Consider the following 15073-nt stretch of genomic DNA (forward strand, 5'->3'; position numbering starts at 1 on the left):
TTTGATCTTGTGCTCAAGTCATTTCCGCTTGTTTTGAACCGGATCTCCCCGATTTCGTCCTCCCCAGGTACGATCCCAGGCTTCGGAACGATCTCCGGAACGCAACCCCTAGACGCCGTACCGCCCGAGAAGCGCCTCGTCATCAAAGACGATCGGCGCCGCCCGTCGGTTTCCCGCCTATTTCATCCGCTTCCTCCCGCCGAAAAGCTTCGCATCAGGATCCGTCCTCCGAACCATAGGCGACACCATAGGCGACGCCGGCGATCCGGAGCTGCCGTTCGCGCCCCGCACGGTGCCGTCTGGCTGCCCGCCGAAACCCCACCGCCGCTCCTCTCAACCGAGCGGGTCGGGAAAGAACGCGGCCCGAAGGCATGCCGCCCGGCGTTGACGCCGTCGGGTCGACCTGTGGTAAAATGATAAGTAACTCTACCCGGGTAAGCCTACAGACCGGTTCATCGCCCGCTGAGCCCGAGCAAGCGCCATCCTCAGCCGAAACGGAGGCGTCCCGCCGATGCAAGGTCTTGCCAAGACCTCCCGCCCGGAGATCGAGCTGGAGTTTTTCCACGACGTCCTCTGCGCGTGGTGCTACGCCCTTTCTCCGCGGGTTCGGCGGCTTGCCGCCGAGTACCCCGAAATCCGGATCGTCCACCGCGCCTTTGCCCTGGCGCCGACGCCGGAATCCCTGGAGACCATGTTCGGTTCAAAGGAGCAGGCCAAGCGGGAGATCCTTTCCCACTGGCGAGCGGCCAACCAGAACGACGATGACCACCGCATCGACGCCGCGCTCATGGCCACGCGCCCTTTTGACTACCCGTACTCCATGCCGGGGCTTTTGGCCTGCAAGGCGGCCGAGCGCCAGGGCGGGCAGGAAGCGCACTGGGCTCTGTACGACCGGATCCAGCGCGCCCATCTCACAGAGTGCCTGAACATCGCCGATTTCGCGGTGCTCCGTCGGTGCGCCGAAGACGTCGGCCTCGACGTGGCCCGGTGGGAAGGCGACGTTCGTTCGCCGGAGACCCGGGAGGCCGTCGAGCGGGACCTGGCGCGGGCCCGCCTGTACGGGATCCGGGGCGTGCCCACCCTCGTGGCGGAGCGCAAGTACACCCTCAGCGGGGCCCAACCTTATGAACGGCTCAAGAGTTGGATCGAGCGCCTCCTGGCGCAGCATGGGACCTCTCGCATCGACTGACGTTAAAGAAAGGGTAAAAACCGACGAAAAGCTGGATCTCCTGCGTGAAGCCTCCCCGTCCTGAAGGACGGGGCTTCCCGTTCCTTCAGGGCGAGGCGCCTCCGCTACGGTCCGTTTCCTTCATCCCGGCTGGAGGCGACCTTATGGCTTCATGGAAAGATACCTACTCCGCACTTGCGGCACGTACAAGGAGGAGTTCTTTTATCTTAACGGCGCAGATTCCGACTGTACCAGTACTTTTCCGCCAGTGCTAAGAGCTCCACATCGAAGAAACGTTCCCCGATGTTTACCGCTCCCACCACGTCAGCGTCTGCAGTAAAACCGCAAGGTCAAGTCCGAGATCGTGTGTAAAATTGCCCTCTTCGGCGAATGAAGCGGTGAGTACTTAGGCCGTTGTTGCACAGGCCTGATTTGATTCTCTCCAGGCCTGCTGCACCTTCTTCCATGTCTCATATTCGTCCATGTTGAGATATTTCCGGCCCGTCCTCCATTCTTCGTCGATTTCCATCAGGAACGCCCCCAGCAGACGGATCGCCGATTCCCGGTTGGGGAAGAAGCGAATGACGCACTCGCGTCGCCGAATCTCTTCGCCCAGCCGTTCGACGCCATTGGTCGTGCGTAAGCGCCGCCAATATCGCTCAGGGAGGACCAAAACAGCGGTTACATCATCAAAGCCATCTTCCGACACCTGCACCGCCTGTGGCGCCTTCTCTCTGTAGGCTTCGACTAACGCCTCTTTGAGCAGCCGCGCGGTCTTCAGATCAGGCGCATCGAGGATCATGCGGACCTCTTGGTCCACCTCTTCCTGCAACGCCTTGGGCGTGGCGTCCAAGAGATGGCGCACGAAGGGGGTCTGGCCCCGCTCTTCGTCGAGCCCTGAAATTCGGTCTGAAGCGCCTTGACGAGCCCGCTGTGACGGTCGGACACGACCTCCATCAAGGCGAGGAGAAAGGCTTGCTCGCTACGCGGGTACCGAGCGAAAAGCTCCGTTGAAAACTCGCCATTCCGAACCCTTGGAACGCGCAACACCAGTCGCCCCACCCGTGTGGTGAGCGTGCGCGTAAGGTCCCATTACGGTAACCTCTTCGCGCCTCTGTCCGCTCGTAAGGTGCCGCCTTCAACTGCTCTTGGACCTGCGCTTGGAGAATTTGATTGACAACACTTTCGACGAGCTTGGCGACGCCTCCGTCTCGTTGAAAGAGCCCTTCCAAAATCGCGTCGTCTGATGTGTGATGTTTGTCCAACCCAGATTCTACCAAAGAGGGCCCGGTTGGCCCTGGTTGGGCGATCCGGAAATCGCGGCGGGCGCTGGAACTCCGGTGGGAACGACTCCTCGCCGAGCTTCGGTGGATCGAGGACGCCCTCTGCAGCGGGGACGACGGGGCGTCCGAAAAGACGGATAAGAACATGAAAAAATACGAAAATTTTCAAAGGCGAGCCGGACGCGCAATGCCTAGACCGCGCAAACGTCGCCGCGTCTGTTTTTCCCCCGAGTATCGCGAATTCGGCCCCTTGGGACAAGGACCTTGGTCGTGGGAGCGTACGTTTCACATGCCCCTTGAGAAACTCGAGACGATTCGGTTGATCGATCTCGAGGGGCTTAAGAGTGGGCCGCCCGTACGGGCGAGGCTCGATCTACCGTATAACGAATGTACAAAGAAGCGCGACGCAAGGTAGCGGAGTCCCTCGTCCTCGGGAAACGGCTGATCGTGCACGGGGACGGACGGGAACCTGAGGAGGCAGGGAACTCCACGGGCGAAGGGTGCCCCGAAGAGCCCGCGGGCAATAAGACGGGATCTGCAGAATGGATGCCCAGGTGGGGGCGTCGCCAAAGGGGACGCGGATACGGACCGTCGGGGAAGTACGAATGACAGGATTTCAACCGAGCACAGGAGAGGTCTCTTCGGGGGCTTTTTTTGTCGGCAAACGAGTTCGCACTTATTTTCCTCATTTACCATAGTGCAAACAGGTAATCGTCACAAAAAGGACGATCTTTTTTGAAACGTTCATGACGACGTGCTTCCTTCTATAGACAACGATTTTTTCTGAGCGTAGAGTAGTAGTGAAAGTACTCACAAGCCCCGTAGGGTACGGATTTCCGTGCTTCGGGCCGAACGGAGGGGATGGACGAAAGCGAAAGCGCAAGCGCTTTCTCCTTGCGCCGGTCCACACACCATCCGAAGCGGTCGAGAACGGGTGAACTCTCAAGCACACGCGAGGTACGCGAAGGGGGGAAGCAGATGCTTGAGGAAAAAATCTCCCGCCGCACGTTTCTCAAGGCGACGGCCCTCGCTGTGGGCGCTCTATCCGTAGGCGCGGTAGGGACGTTTTCCTTTGAGACGTGGAAAGGGAAAAGGGCCGAGGCTGAACGGAAGGACGACATCCGCGTGATCCCGACGCTCTGTGCGGCGTGCTCAAACTACTGCGGCCTCAACGTCTACGTGAAAAACGGCCGCGTGTGGCGTGCCGTCGGCCTCCCGCAGCATCCGAAGAGCAAGGGTAAGATCTGCGCCCGCGGGCACGGTCTTTTGGCTACGCCGTATCTGCGGCAGCGGCTCACCCAGCCCCTCAAGCGGATGGAAGATGGAAGCTTCCAGCCGATTTCTTGGGAGCAGGCCTTCCGGGAAATCGGGGAGAAGCTCCAGGAAATCCGCACGAAGTACGGTCCGGGAGTCATCGCCCACATCAGCTACTCGGGACGAAAGACGGCCAGATGGTACGGGGAGCGCCTTCTGTGGGCTCTCGGTTCGCCGAACACCTTTACGCACGACGCTTCCTGCAACACCGGACGCGTGGTGGGCTTCGAGCACACCGTCGGCGGAACTCCGGGCACGGACATCGCGAACGCCCGCTACATGGTCTACATGGGTCGCAACCTCGCCGAGGGGATCACCCCGGGAGATGTCTTCGAGCTCGCCAAAGCACGGGAAAAGGGCGCCCAGATCGTCGTCGTCGACCCACGAGGGAACAACATGTACCAAATGGCGACGAAGTGGGTGCCCATCCGGCCGGGGACGGACCTCGCCTTTGTCCTCGCCTTGGCGCACGTGCTCATCAGGGAAGGCCTTTACGACGCCGCGTTCGTCAAGGAGTACGGTTACGGGTTTGAACAGTTCGCCCAGGCTGTGGAGAAGTACACGCCCCAGTGGGCGGAGGAGATCACCGGCGTCCCGGCGGCGACGATCGAGGAGGTGGCGCGGGGTCTCGGGAAGAACAAGCCGCGTGCCTTCATCCACCCCGGATGGCGCGGCCCCACGGGAAACTCATATGCGAACAGCGTCGACACGGCGCGCACCGTCGCCCTCGTGAACGCGCTTCTCGGAAACTACCAAAAGGAAGGCGGCCTCATCTTCGGCAAAAATCCTCCCTTCGGTAACCTCGATCCGGCGAAATACCCCGCTCCGGAAAAGCCGGCGCTTCCGCGCGTGGACAACGAGTGGACGCTTCCCCACAACGTGGTCACCGCCGTGCCGGATAAGATTCGCGACGGGGCGCTTAAGGCGATCATCGTCAACAGCTCGAACCCCGTGATGCACTACAACAACCCGCTCTACGCCCGCGAGGCCTACAAGCTTTTGGAACTCCTCGTCGTGGTGGACATCTTCATGAGCGAGACGGCGGAGCTCGCCCACTACGTACTTCCCGAGGTGAGCTACCTCGAGCGCGACGACGTCGTCGAAGGCATAGGCGGAAAGAAGCCCGTCGTCGCCTTACGCCAGCAGGCGATCGGCAAGATCCACCCCGAGACCAAAGCTTCCTGGGAGATTTACCGGGGCATCGCCGAAGCGGCGGGAGTCGGAAAGTACTTCAACTTCACGATCGACGAGTTGAACCAGGCGATGCTCGCTCCCACGGGGCTTTCCTTGAACGAACTCAAGGCCGAGGGTACGGTCGTCCTGAATTCTCCCCTCTTGCTCGGGACGCCGAATTTCGAGACGCCCACGGGCAAAGTGGAGTTTTACAGCACGAACTTCAAGGCGGCGGGTTTCGATCCGATCCCGAATTGGAAGCCTCCGCTGGTGATGCCGGACGTCTCCAAAGGCGAATTCCGCCTGATCAACGGACGTCAGGCGTACCATTCACACACGAACACGACGCGCAACCCCTACCTTCTCGCGCTCACGGAGCACTACCACGGCGACCGCCTGTGGATTAACCGGCGCGTCGCCGAGCGCATGGGCCTCAAGGAAGGGGACTGGGTGGAAGTGCGCTCGGAAGCCGCAACGGCGCGCGTCCAGGTCCACCTCACGGAGGCGATCCACCCCGAAGCGGTGTTCATCTACGCGCCCTACGGAAGTCTCGCAAAGGACGCCCCCGGGCGAAACTTCGCCTTCTCCTTCATGACGCTCCTTCCCTACCACAAGCTCGATCCCGTGAGCGGCATCGCGATGACGCAGGAAATTGTCGTCACCCTGCGGAAAATCTAGGGGGTGAAACCCAATGGCCCGCTACGGAATGCTCATCGACCTCACGAAGTGCGCAGGGTGTATGGCGTGTACGGTATCCTGTCAGCTCCAAAACGATCTCCCGCCCGAGGTGCACTTCATCAAGTTCTACCAGCAGGAGTACGGGACGTTTCCCGTCGTCTCCCTCGTGAACATTCCCGTTCAGTGCCAACATTGCGAAAAACCGCCGTGCGTGTACAACTGCCCCACGGGAGCGAGCTACATCGCAGACGGCGGCGTGGTGCTCCTCAACGAGTCCAAATGCATTGGCTGTAAATATTGCATGACTTCCTGTCCGTACAACGCCCGCGTCCTCAACGAGGAAACGCACACGCCGATGAAGTGCATCTTCTGCTTCGACCACGTAAAAGAGGGCGAGCAGCCGATGTGCGTTCAGACGTGCCTCGGTGAGGCGCGCGTCTTCGGCGACCTCGACGATCCGGAAAGCGAGCTCAACAAGCAGATCAACGAGAAGAAGGCCCGTCCCCTCCGTCCGGACCTCGGGACGAAGCCGAAAATCTTCTACGTGTGGTGATGCGGGATGCCGAGCGGAGCGTTTGGCATGTACCCCGGGCAAATCATGCCGGGTCAGATCTGGGGTTGGATCATCGCCCTTTACCTTTTTCTCGCGGGGATGAGCGCCGGTGCGTACACGACGGCGTACCTTTCCCAGCGTCTTTACCCGCACCTCAAGGTCATTCGCTGGTCCGGTTACATCGTCGCCCCTCCGCTCGTGATCATCGGGCTCGTCACCCTCATGATCGACGCGGAGGCGGGATTCTTCCACCCGTGGAGGTTCTTCTTCCTCTACATCGGCAACCCCTCGTCGATCATGGCCATCGGCGTGTACATCCTCACCCTCTTCACCCCCCTTGCCTTGTACCGGGCCGTCGTATCTCTGGCGGAGATCTGGCGCGACGGCGGAGAGAAGAAGTGGCCCTTGGGACTCGACCGCTTCTTCGCCCGGCCTCCGGAATGGCTTCGTTGGTTCGTGGAAGGGCGCGGATGGATCGACTTCTTGGGCCTCGTCATGGCCGTCGCAACGGCGACGTACACGGCGCTCCTCATCGGGAACATTCACGCCGTCCCCTTCTGGAACAATTCCATCCTGCCCGTACTCTTCGTCGTCTCGGCCTTCTCAACGGGAATCGCCATCACGCTCTTTACGGCCACGGCGTGGGACCCCAAGGTGCAGGAGCACTACGCGCCGTACCTCGCCCTCTCCACATCGCTAAAAGGACTTGAACTTTTTCTCCTCTTCGCCCTCCTCTACTTCTCGTGGTACGGCGACCAGGCCGCCAAGGCGTCCACCGCCGACCTCCTCTGGGGCAGGCTCGCATTGCCGTTCTGGATCCTCCTCGTGGTTTTGGGGCTCGCGCTGCCCCTCCGGTACGAGCTTCAGGAGCGGAAGCACCTCCTCGCCGGCCACGTTCCGGCCCTTGCCGCATCGGTTCCCGCGGGCGACAAGAGACCCGTCGACGCAGGGAGCTTGAGCCCACGCCTCTTTGCCACATCGCAGATCATGCACCTCTTTGCGATTGTCGGCGGGTTCGTCCTTCGCTACCTCATCCTCCTCGCCGGCCACTTCGTCTACTTCCTGCCCACCTGGTGAGTTTACTGAGGTGCGTTTCGGGTCGCGGAGATGGACAATAAGGCAGCGACGAGACGTGACGCACGTAGGCGGAAGGGTGTCCTTCCGCCCTCTTTTTCGCCGTTTCGAGGTTCCTTTTCCGCTTGAATTCTGCTGAGGACTTTGATGGGATTGTGCAGGAAGGCGCGATTCGGGGAAGCGCATCTCCCCCGAGAAAGGAGGGATGGGGCCGTGTGGATGGACCTCCTCTTTCCGGGAGAAAGGCTCGACGTCCGTCCCGAAGTTTGCCTCAACGCCAAAAGCCGCGCGGTCGTCTGCGATGAGTGTGCGCGCTCATGTCCCTTTGCCGCCATCCGCATCGATGTGCACGCGCCGGAAGTCGTCGTCGTCGATCCCGAAGCGTGCACGGGGTGTGCTGCCTGCGTGGGGGCTTGTCTCACCGGCGCTCTTCAAAAACGAGGCGTCCCTGATTCTTTGGCATACGCGCTTCGGTGGCGGAATGCGCGGACCAAGGGGGGGCTACCAGCCGCTGCGAATGTCGGAGACGACGCGCCTTCCGCCGAACCCTTCCTCGCCTGTACCCTTTCTCCCCACCGGGAGCGTTCGGTATGGCCCATCGCTTGTGTCCTCGAACTCGAGCCGGCGCACTTTCTCGACATCGGGCCCGTTCCCCCGTCGGATGGAGGTTCTTTGCCCGTTTCCCTTCCCCATGAGGGGGTGCTTGCTTCGAACGGCGCGGATTGGGAAAACGCCGGTTCGACCTCTCCTTCGACCGAGGGACCACACGTCCACGTTACCGTCGATTTGCTTCCTTGCCGCCGCTGCCCGCGGGGTGTGCGGTACGAAGAAGCAGAATCCCACCTCCGCGCCCTCGAGGAGGCCCTTCGGTCCTACGGTCGGTCCGTGACGTTCGTTCCCCTTGCCGAAGGTCCTGAGGGAAGGGGGCGAGATTCCGCCGATGCAGCCTTGGGTCGCGAATCCGTCTCGCAGGAGGCGATCGGGCGTCGGGAGTTCTTTCGTCGTCTCCTCCCCCCGGGAATTCGCGAACTTCTCGCGAGTTCGCAGGAAACGTCCTCCCCTCCGTCGGGCAAGTCGCCGGGGACTACCGCATCTCCAGACCGCCCTCCCGGTGGGAAAGGGAGCGAGAAAGAGGATCCCCTGCCCAGACGCGGAGTGGAACGCGCCCTGGCGAAAAAGCGGCTTTACCGTGAACGGCTCTCCTCGACCCCTTCTCTACGCACGTACCGCTTCGGGGAGAAGCTCGCGCTCACGGCCACCCTTGCCGTAGGGGAGACGTGCGACGGGTGTGACGTGTGTGTGCGCGTCTGTCCTTCGGACGCTCTTTCCTGGCGTTCCCGTTCGGGTGAGGTGGCCCTCGTCCTCGACGAAGAGCGCTGTTTTGGATGCGAAAAGTGCGCTGTTCTATGTCCGCGGCAGGCAATTGCCGTCCATTGGAACGCGTCTCGTCCTCTCACGGAACGCCCGCTCGTCGTCTTCGAGGAACGGACGTGCGCTCAATGTGGCGAACCTTTTCGCGACCGCCCTGAAGATCCGGAACGCCTATGTCCCGTGTGCCGCGCGCGGCGCCTGCCGCCGGACTTCTTTGCCGCCCAGTTCGCTCCGCGACCGAGCAGATGACCGCGGGGTTGTGCTTGGATAAACTCCCGCCCGCTCGAGCTTTCGGGCGGGGGGAACTTCGTCGTGAGGAGGTGGCGTTCGGTTCGACGGAATGGCCCTTCGGCATCCCGTCGACCGGAGTCTGTATGAACGACGGCATCCATTCCGCCAAGGCGGAGCTCTACCGCTTCTTCGCCGAGTTCTTTAAGCCCCCCGAAGAAGGTTTTTACCAGGAAATCACGTCTCCCCGTTTTCCCGAAGAACTCTCGCGCTGGTTTCAAGAGGCCGGGTACAGCGCGACGACCTCGGCCCCGAATTTGCGCGAGCTCTGGTCGTCCTTTGGAGAATTCGCGGAGGACTACCGCCGTGCTGTCTCCGGGGCGATCCACCCGTACGCCCCGCCGGTCGAGTCCATCTACAAGCCGTGGACGGAAGATCCGGGAGCGGAAGTCCCCATGGCGGGGCAGAGGGGATACTTTTACGGGGATCCTGCGGTACACATGCGCCACCTGTACGACGAATTGGGGATCACCCTCCCCCCCGAATACGCGAGCATACCCGACCACCTCACGCTCGAACTCGAATTTCTCGCCTTTCTCTTTGAGGCCGGAGAAGCGGAAGCCGCCCGCCTGTTCATTCGCGAACATCTCGACTGGCTCGGCGACTTTCGTGCGGAACTGGAAACGACGCCGCGGGGCGGACGTTACGCCCGAATCGTAGCCTGGCTCGAAGAACTTCTGCGGCAGGAGACGTCCGAGGGGGGAAGGAAAGACGGATAGCAAAAACGGTCGGGGCATCCCGGCCGTTTTTGCTATCCCAGCGTCTTTTTTGCACTGCTAGGGACGTCGCGCTCTTCTGACATCCGCAAAAGAGGAGGGCCCAACCGTTTCGCCGGATCAGCCGCCGCAGCCGCCGTCACCGCCCAACGGAGCAGGAGCTGTTTGCACCGGAGCGGAGCCCTCGCCCGGCGGTCATCCTTCGTAGGCAACTTGGCGTCTCCCCGCGCGCCGAAGCCCCCGAGAGGTTGTGGCATCGCAGCCGAGGAGGCGAAGACCGGCGGTGACGTAGGACCCCATTTGCCCCTTGTAGCAATAGACGAGGTGATGCTCGGAGCCTCCTTGGGATGGGGTGTGATAACTATCCCGTTAGCGCTCTGACCACTTTTCTTCTGCTTAGACAACCCCACTTTTTAGCTTAGAGCCCCGCACGGGTTGACTTTTGCCGTCTTTATCTATACCCTATATATAGACCTGAGGGGGTGCTTTGAACGATGCAGTTCAATATTTATGTTCCCGATTCCAAAAAGTGGATATTTGAAATGTTGGAAGAAGTCGCTCTTAAATCCAAAAAGAGCAAATCCGAAATCGTGATCGAGGCTCTGGAAAAATACCTTTTGAGTGCAGATCAACCGCCGTTGGGGCGTTTTAAGATCGGGGCTCACCCGTCCCTTCGGCGCGCCGACCTTTACGCCGAAAGGGTAGACAGGACATGATTCTGATTGATACCAATGTGCTCGTCTACGCCATCGACGAGCTGGCTCCTCAACACGCACCAAGCCGCAAGTTGATCGAAAACGCTCGTCAAGGCCATATCAAGGCGGTCCTTGTCCCCCAAGTCTTGCTTGAGTTTTATGCGGTGGTCACCGGCAAACGTGTTTTGACTCCTCTCGCCCCTGGAACGGCGCTGGAGCAGATCAAAGCGTTTAGGCTTTCCCTTCCGGTCCTAGAAGTGCAAGAAGATGCGCTGGAATGGTTTGCGAAGATGATCTCAGAACGTCCAAACATGCGCGGCGGAGAGGTTTTTGACGCCTGGCTCGTTGCCCAGATGAAATCCCTCGGAATTTCGGTTATCTGCACTTATAATACTAAAGATTTTGTCGGTTTCACGGGAATCGTGGCGCATCCACCTGAAGAGCTCCTGTCGTGAAGTTGTTCGCTTTCATGGCCGGAATGCGGTATCGTCGCAATGCGGCATGCGTCTTCCCTGTCCGGACCGCCGCCTTCGATCCGCCGCCCTGCGGCGAAGGCGCCGCCGGTCCGCTCGCCGAGCCCGAAGCCGCGCCAGAACGATCGCTCGCGTCTTAGACTGCTCCGCCGTCCATGAGCGGGTCGCACCGCTTCATCTGCACGCACCGGACGCCCGCCGCCGATCTGGAGCCCATCATGTTGGTTTTCGATTCCGTGCTTTCCCCGGAGGCCTTTTTGAAGGGGAGAAAAAAACCGGAAGCCCTTGATTTTCAAAGGCTTCCGGCGTTATGTACTGGTGGAGGCGATGGGAGTCGAACCCACGACCTCTTGAGTGCGATTCAAGCGCTCTCCCACTGAGCTACGCCCCCGTCGCTGTGCCGTTTTGAACGGCGACAAGATATACTATACGCCGCGCCTGCCGGACAGTCAAGATGTATATTGTGCACACCTGTTTGCGGCAACCCCCGGACTGCCGACGACCGTCGCCCCTCGCTCGACCCGGCGGAAGCGGCGATACCCGTCCATTTCCGCCGAGGGAGCCGGCCCGTTTCCCGGCCGCGACCATTGCGGCCTCCGGCAAAATCGCGTATGATTGGGGTGGATAAGGAGGCGATGTGGTCGATGGACGCATCGCTCGTCACGCTCTATCCGCTTCGCTTCATCCCGCTGGCCGTCGAGCGCCTATGGGGCGGGACGGCGCTCGAGCCGCTCTTTCCCGACGCCGAGCGCTCCGGCGACGGCCGGCATCCGATCGGCGAAGTGTGGACGCTCGTGACGCACCCGACCCACGCCAGCCGGGTGGCGAACGGACCGCACCGCGGCCGGACGCTTACCGAGCTCATCGCCGAAGCGCCGGAACGGATGCTCGGGGCGCTGGCGCCGGCCGACCGCTTTCCGCTCCTCGTCAAGTTCATCGATGCCGCCCAGGACCTCTCGGTTCAGGTTCATCCCGACGACGCCTACGCCCGCCGGCACGAAAACGACTGGGGCAAAAGCGAAGCGTGGTACATCCTGAAAGCGCCTGAAGGCGGCCGGATCATCGCCGGGCACCGGTTCGATTCCCCGGACACGTACCGGCGGGCGGTTGCCGAAGGCCGGATCCGGGAGTACCTCCTCGAACAGCCGATCGCCGCCGGCGAGCTCGTCTATATTCCGGCCGGCCGCGTGCACGCCCTCCTCGGCGGCACGACGGTGATCGAAATCCAGCAGCCGTCCGACGTCACTTACCGGATTTACGACTGGGATCGCATCGATCCGGTAAGCGGCCGGCCCCGGCCGCTTCACGTGGACAAGGCGGCGGACGTCATCCGCTACGGCGATGCCTCCGTCGCCGAAAAGAGCACGACCGCCCTCCGGACGCCGTTTTTTACGCTGGAAAAACACGCGCTGGCCGCGGGCGAACGCCGGCGCTTCGCGCCGGTCGTCGCCCACCGTCCGGAGGTCATCGTCGTCGCCGACGGGGAAGGGGGGCTCGTCCTCGACGGCCGGGAAGCGCCCCCCCGAGAGGGGACGGCCGACGGACCGCCCGGGCGGACGGACGACGTCACCGTTCTCGCCCTAAGGCCCGGTGACACGATCCTCGTCCCGGCGGACATCCCCCGCTACACCGTGCGGACGGCAAAGGCGCTCGTTTTTCTGCGGGCCATCCCCGGACCCGGAGGTGAGGTGCGATGATCTGGGAGACGTTCTTTGAAGACTGGATCGTCGAGGCGTTCTGGCAGATGATGGACGATCTCCGCGTCCAGTACCGCATCTGGCAGGACGTCTACGACGATATCGAAAAGGCGCCGCATGAATACGGGAAAACCGAACAGGAGCAGATCGAAAACTACCTGCTCGACGCCGTCTTCGACAACCACGAAGACGCCTGGTGGGAGCGGATTCACCCGGCGCAGGACGACGGCTTCTGGGAAAACGCCAAAAATGAATTTTTCCTCGCTGCTCTCGCAGCCCTCGAACAGGTGATCGCCGAGCCGATCGAGAAGATGGACGAAGGGGCGAAAAACGCGATTCTCCGGCACTTCACCTTCCGGACGCCCCTCAAAACGCCGGTTGACGCCTTCGTCGAGCAATACGGCGAAGAAGGCCTCTCTCGGTACACCGACTACAGCGAACGGCTCCACGCGATGGCGTACATGTGGACGATGTACTTCTTCGTCCACTTTGAAGTCCTCTTCCCAAAGGCCCGGGAGGCGGAACTCTTCGGCCCGCACCACCGCCGGAGCCAGTTCCGGGTCCTGAAAAGCCGGGACTTTCCCCGCCGGCCGAAAAGCAGCCAGCAGACGGAAAAAAATTGACCGCCGTCGCCCGAAATCATTCCTCTCGACGCACCCGTCCGCGATTCGATCGTCCCGTCACCCGATCGTCCCCCTCGCCCGACCCCTCCCGATCCGACCGCCCTCGACCGGATGCCGAAAACGACGAACGCCACCGGAAGCGAAAAGCCGCCCGGACGGGCGGCTTTTCGTTCTTCGGAGGACGGCCCTTGATTTCGGGCGGATTGATATCGATCGACTTGGACTTTGCGCCCCATCGTTACGCCTCGGCTGCCCGGGCCGGCGCCCAAGCCGGCTCCGGCGCCGGCACGGCCATCGGCCGTTCGACGCTGACGTACGCCTCGTCGAGGGGCCCGAACGCCCCGCCTTCCCCCGGCCGAAATCCCCGCATGTGCCGGGCGAAGCGGCCGACGTCCCACATCATCTCCGGCGTGCCGATCGGAACGAGCCGGAGCCGGATCTTTCCGCCGGACAGGTCCACGAGCCGGATCGTCAACGTGTCCAAAGCCGCGGCCGTCTGCACGTGCAGCCAGTGGGGCCGACGGGCGATGGAATCGACGTGATTGTGCCCGGAGAAAAACAGGTTCAGGCCTCGCTTTTCCGCGAGCACCGGTTCGATCGGCACCGCCGCATCGATCGAACGGCGGTCGCCGGCCGAACGGGCCGTCGTGTTGTGAACCGGATGGTGGGCGAAGACAAGAGCGGGGCGATCGCCCGCCGCCCGGAGCTCCGCGGAAAGCCACGCCAGCGTCTCGCGATCGAGCGTTCCGCCCCAGTCGTACCATTTTCGCGCCTTCGTCGTGTCCAAAAAGATAAGCCGCGCTTCCGGCACATCGATTGAAAAGTTGCGCGGCTGATCGATGCGCGCCTCCACGTCTTCCTTCCGCAGGAGGAGGACGTCGTGATTGCCGAGGACGTGGATAAAACGGCGCTCGAGCTTCGGCCGAGCGATGGACGACGGGCCGACCCGAAGCGCCCCCTTCTCCGGCGACGACGCCGGGGCGTACCGGCGGATCAGCCGGTAGATGCCGTCGTAATCGGCGGAACGCCCTTCGTTGACGAGGTCGCCGATCGAAACGTACCAGTCCGCCTCCACTGCAAAAAAGCGCCGGACCAGGGCGTCAAACGCCCGATCCCGCGCCGCCCGGTGCGCCGGATAACGGGTCAATAGCCGGGCGCTGTAATGAAGGTCGCCCAAAATGGCGATGCGCATCCCCGTCCCTCCTCCGCCCGCGGCGCCGCTTCGGCGCCCGTCTCTGCCGGCATCCGCACGCAGCTCTCCGACGCCATTGTATCGGATGACGGTTGACGGACGGTAAAGACGGTGTAAAGATTTGATGAAAATCAAAGCGAAGCGCCGCCGGTCGGGCGCGTCCCGGAGAGGACCGTCCGGCCGGACAGCCCCTCCTGCTTTCGGCCGGCCAGATCATAGTACGAAATTTCCACCTCGACGCCGGCTTCGGACCGGTGCAGGCGGACGACGGCGTACGTCGGGTGCGGGTATCCCCGCGGCCGGGCGAGGCTGCCGGGGTTCAAGAGAAGCACGCCGCCGTCGACGGTCCACCCCGGCACGTGGGTGTGGCCGTAAAAGACGATGCGGGCGCCCTGTGCCTCGGCAAACAGCCGGAGCCTCAAGAGATCCGCCTGAACGTCGAACCGGTGGCCGTGGGTGACGAGGATCGCTTCCCCCTCCCAGCGCAGGAGGCGGTGCGCCGGCAGCCCGGCGCCGCGGTCTTGGTTACCGGCGACGATGAGGAGCTCCGCAAACGGCGGTCGGTCGACCGGCGCGACGACGTCGCCGCAGTGGATGCCCCGAACCCCGGGATGCCGCTGGACGACCGCCTCCACCGCTTCGACGAGGCCGTGACTGTCGCTCATGACGAGAAACTCCATCCTGCCCCGGTTCGTCAACGCTGCCGGAAGCCCTTCAGGCAGGGCGCCTTCGAACCGGACCGTCACCTCCTTTGGGGTCGGGGATCGGCCCGGAA

The 15073-nt window shown here is 62.3% G+C and carries 12 protein-coding genes, 1 tRNA gene and 1 pseudogene; 10 read left to right on the top strand and 4 right to left on the bottom strand.

Annotated elements, in window-relative coordinates:
- Positions 1 to 511 precede the first annotated feature (511 nt).
- Positions 512 to 1189, top strand: a complete 678-nt coding sequence (locus tag SA87_RS01190) for a DsbA family oxidoreductase (RefSeq protein ID WP_245637593.1) — start codon at positions 512 to 514, stop codon at positions 1187 to 1189.
- Positions 1190 to 1574: 385 nt separating this feature from the next.
- Here SA87_RS01190 and SA87_RS01195 read toward each other — a convergent pair.
- Positions 1575 to 2433: pseudogene (locus SA87_RS01195) on the bottom strand (transposase).
- A gap of 996 nt (positions 2434 to 3429) precedes the next feature.
- On the opposite strand from SA87_RS01195, the gene SA87_RS01200 reads away from it, so the two are divergent.
- The 7 genes from SA87_RS01200 to SA87_RS01220 all read left to right on the top strand — a co-directional run bounded on the left by SA87_RS01200 (position 3430) and on the right by SA87_RS01220 (position 10768).
- Positions 3430 to 5616, top strand: coding sequence for a molybdopterin-dependent oxidoreductase (locus SA87_RS01200; protein WP_066197827.1), 2187 nt, complete (start codon positions 3430 to 3432; stop codon positions 5614 to 5616).
- A 13-nt stretch (positions 5617 to 5629) separates the two neighbouring features.
- Complete coding sequence (locus SA87_RS01205; RefSeq protein WP_066197830.1) at positions 5630 to 6169, top strand: 4Fe-4S dicluster domain-containing protein; 540 nt, start codon at positions 5630 to 5632, stop codon at positions 6167 to 6169.
- Positions 6170 to 6214: 45 nt separating this feature from the next.
- Complete coding sequence (gene nrfD, locus SA87_RS01210) at positions 6215 to 7246, top strand: NrfD/PsrC family molybdoenzyme membrane anchor subunit (RefSeq protein WP_169816877.1); 1032 nt, start codon at positions 6215 to 6217, stop codon at positions 7244 to 7246.
- 216 nt (positions 7247 to 7462) lie between these two features.
- Positions 7463 to 8863 carry a 4Fe-4S dicluster domain-containing protein gene (locus SA87_RS14315; RefSeq protein WP_368015007.1) on the top strand — a complete coding sequence of 467 codons (1401 nt, stop codon included), beginning with the start codon at positions 7463 to 7465 and terminating at the stop codon, positions 8861 to 8863.
- Between the two features lie 71 nt (positions 8864 to 8934).
- Positions 8935 to 9621 carry a TorD/DmsD family molecular chaperone gene (locus SA87_RS01215; RefSeq protein WP_066197834.1) on the top strand — a complete coding sequence of 229 codons (687 nt, stop codon included), beginning with the start codon at positions 8935 to 8937 and terminating at the stop codon, positions 9619 to 9621.
- Positions 9622 to 10112: 491 nt separating this feature from the next.
- Positions 10113 to 10334, top strand: a complete 222-nt coding sequence (locus tag SA87_RS12925) for a hypothetical protein (protein ID WP_066441998.1) — start codon at positions 10113 to 10115, stop codon at positions 10332 to 10334.
- Positions 10331 to 10768: a type II toxin-antitoxin system VapC family toxin gene (locus SA87_RS01220; RefSeq protein ID WP_066197836.1), complete on the top strand. Its 438-nt coding sequence runs from the start codon at positions 10331 to 10333 to the stop codon at positions 10766 to 10768. Before SA87_RS12925 ends, SA87_RS01220 begins: the two co-directional genes overlap by 4 nt.
- 334 nt (positions 10769 to 11102) lie before the next feature.
- On the opposite strand, the gene SA87_RS01225 is transcribed toward SA87_RS01220, so the two are convergent.
- Positions 11103 to 11177 (bottom strand) — tRNA-Ala (locus SA87_RS01225).
- Between the two features lie 253 nt (positions 11178 to 11430).
- Between SA87_RS01225 and SA87_RS01230 the strand changes: the two genes are divergently transcribed.
- On the top strand, positions 11431 to 12483 hold the full coding sequence (locus SA87_RS01230) for a type I phosphomannose isomerase catalytic subunit (RefSeq protein ID WP_066198080.1): 1053 nt from the start codon (positions 11431 to 11433) through the stop codon (positions 12481 to 12483).
- Positions 12480 to 13106: a hypothetical protein gene (locus SA87_RS01235; protein ID WP_066197838.1), complete on the top strand. Its 627-nt coding sequence runs from the start codon at positions 12480 to 12482 to the stop codon at positions 13104 to 13106. Before SA87_RS01230 ends, SA87_RS01235 begins: the two co-directional genes overlap by 4 nt.
- A 238-nt stretch (positions 13107 to 13344) precedes the next feature.
- Here the strand turns inward: SA87_RS01235 and SA87_RS01240 are convergent, their stop codons facing one another.
- Together SA87_RS01240 and SA87_RS01245 are read right to left on the bottom strand one after the other, a co-directional pair.
- On the bottom strand, positions 13345 to 14298 hold the full coding sequence (locus SA87_RS01240; RefSeq protein WP_066197841.1) for a metallophosphoesterase family protein: 954 nt from the start codon (positions 14296 to 14298) through the stop codon (positions 13345 to 13347).
- A 131-nt stretch (positions 14299 to 14429) separates the two neighbouring features.
- Entirely contained in the window at positions 14430 to 15044 is a 615-nt protein-coding gene (locus SA87_RS01245) for a metallophosphoesterase family protein (RefSeq protein ID WP_066197844.1), read from the bottom strand.
- Between the last annotated feature and the right edge of the window lie 29 nt (positions 15045 to 15073).

This window comes from Hydrogenibacillus schlegelii (genome assembly GCF_001653195.1).
GTDB classification, from domain to species: domain Bacteria; phylum Bacillota; class Bacilli; order Thermicanales; family DSM-22653; genus Hydrogenibacillus; species Hydrogenibacillus schlegelii.

Excerpts from the sequence above, each read along its gene's own strand:
- SA87_RS01235 (WP_066197838.1), top strand. The coding sequence starts at position 12,480 with ATGATCTGGGAGACGTTCTTTGAAGACTGGATCGTCGAGGCGTTCTGG.
- SA87_RS01205 (WP_066197830.1), top strand. The coding sequence starts at position 5,630 with ATGGCCCGCTACGGAATGCTCATCGACCTCACGAAGTGCGCAGGGTGT.
- SA87_RS01230 (WP_066198080.1), top strand. The coding sequence starts at position 11,431 with ATGGACGCATCGCTCGTCACGCTCTATCCGCTTCGCTTCATCCCGCTG.
- SA87_RS01240 (WP_066197841.1), bottom strand. The coding sequence starts at position 14,298 with ATGCGCATCGCCATTTTGGGCGACCTTCATTACAGCGCCCGGCTATTG.
- nrfD (WP_169816877.1), top strand. The coding sequence starts at position 6,215 with ATGCCGGGTCAGATCTGGGGTTGGATCATCGCCCTTTACCTTTTTCTC.
- SA87_RS12925 (WP_066441998.1), top strand. The coding sequence starts at position 10,113 with ATGCAGTTCAATATTTATGTTCCCGATTCCAAAAAGTGGATATTTGAA.
- SA87_RS01190 (WP_245637593.1), top strand. The coding sequence starts at position 512 with ATGCAAGGTCTTGCCAAGACCTCCCGCCCGGAGATCGAGCTGGAGTTT.
- SA87_RS01220 (WP_066197836.1), top strand. The coding sequence starts at position 10,331 with ATGATTCTGATTGATACCAATGTGCTCGTCTACGCCATCGACGAGCTG.
- SA87_RS01200 (WP_066197827.1), top strand. The coding sequence starts at position 3,430 with ATGCTTGAGGAAAAAATCTCCCGCCGCACGTTTCTCAAGGCGACGGCC.
- SA87_RS14315 (WP_368015007.1), top strand. The coding sequence starts at position 7,463 with ATGGACCTCCTCTTTCCGGGAGAAAGGCTCGACGTCCGTCCCGAAGTT.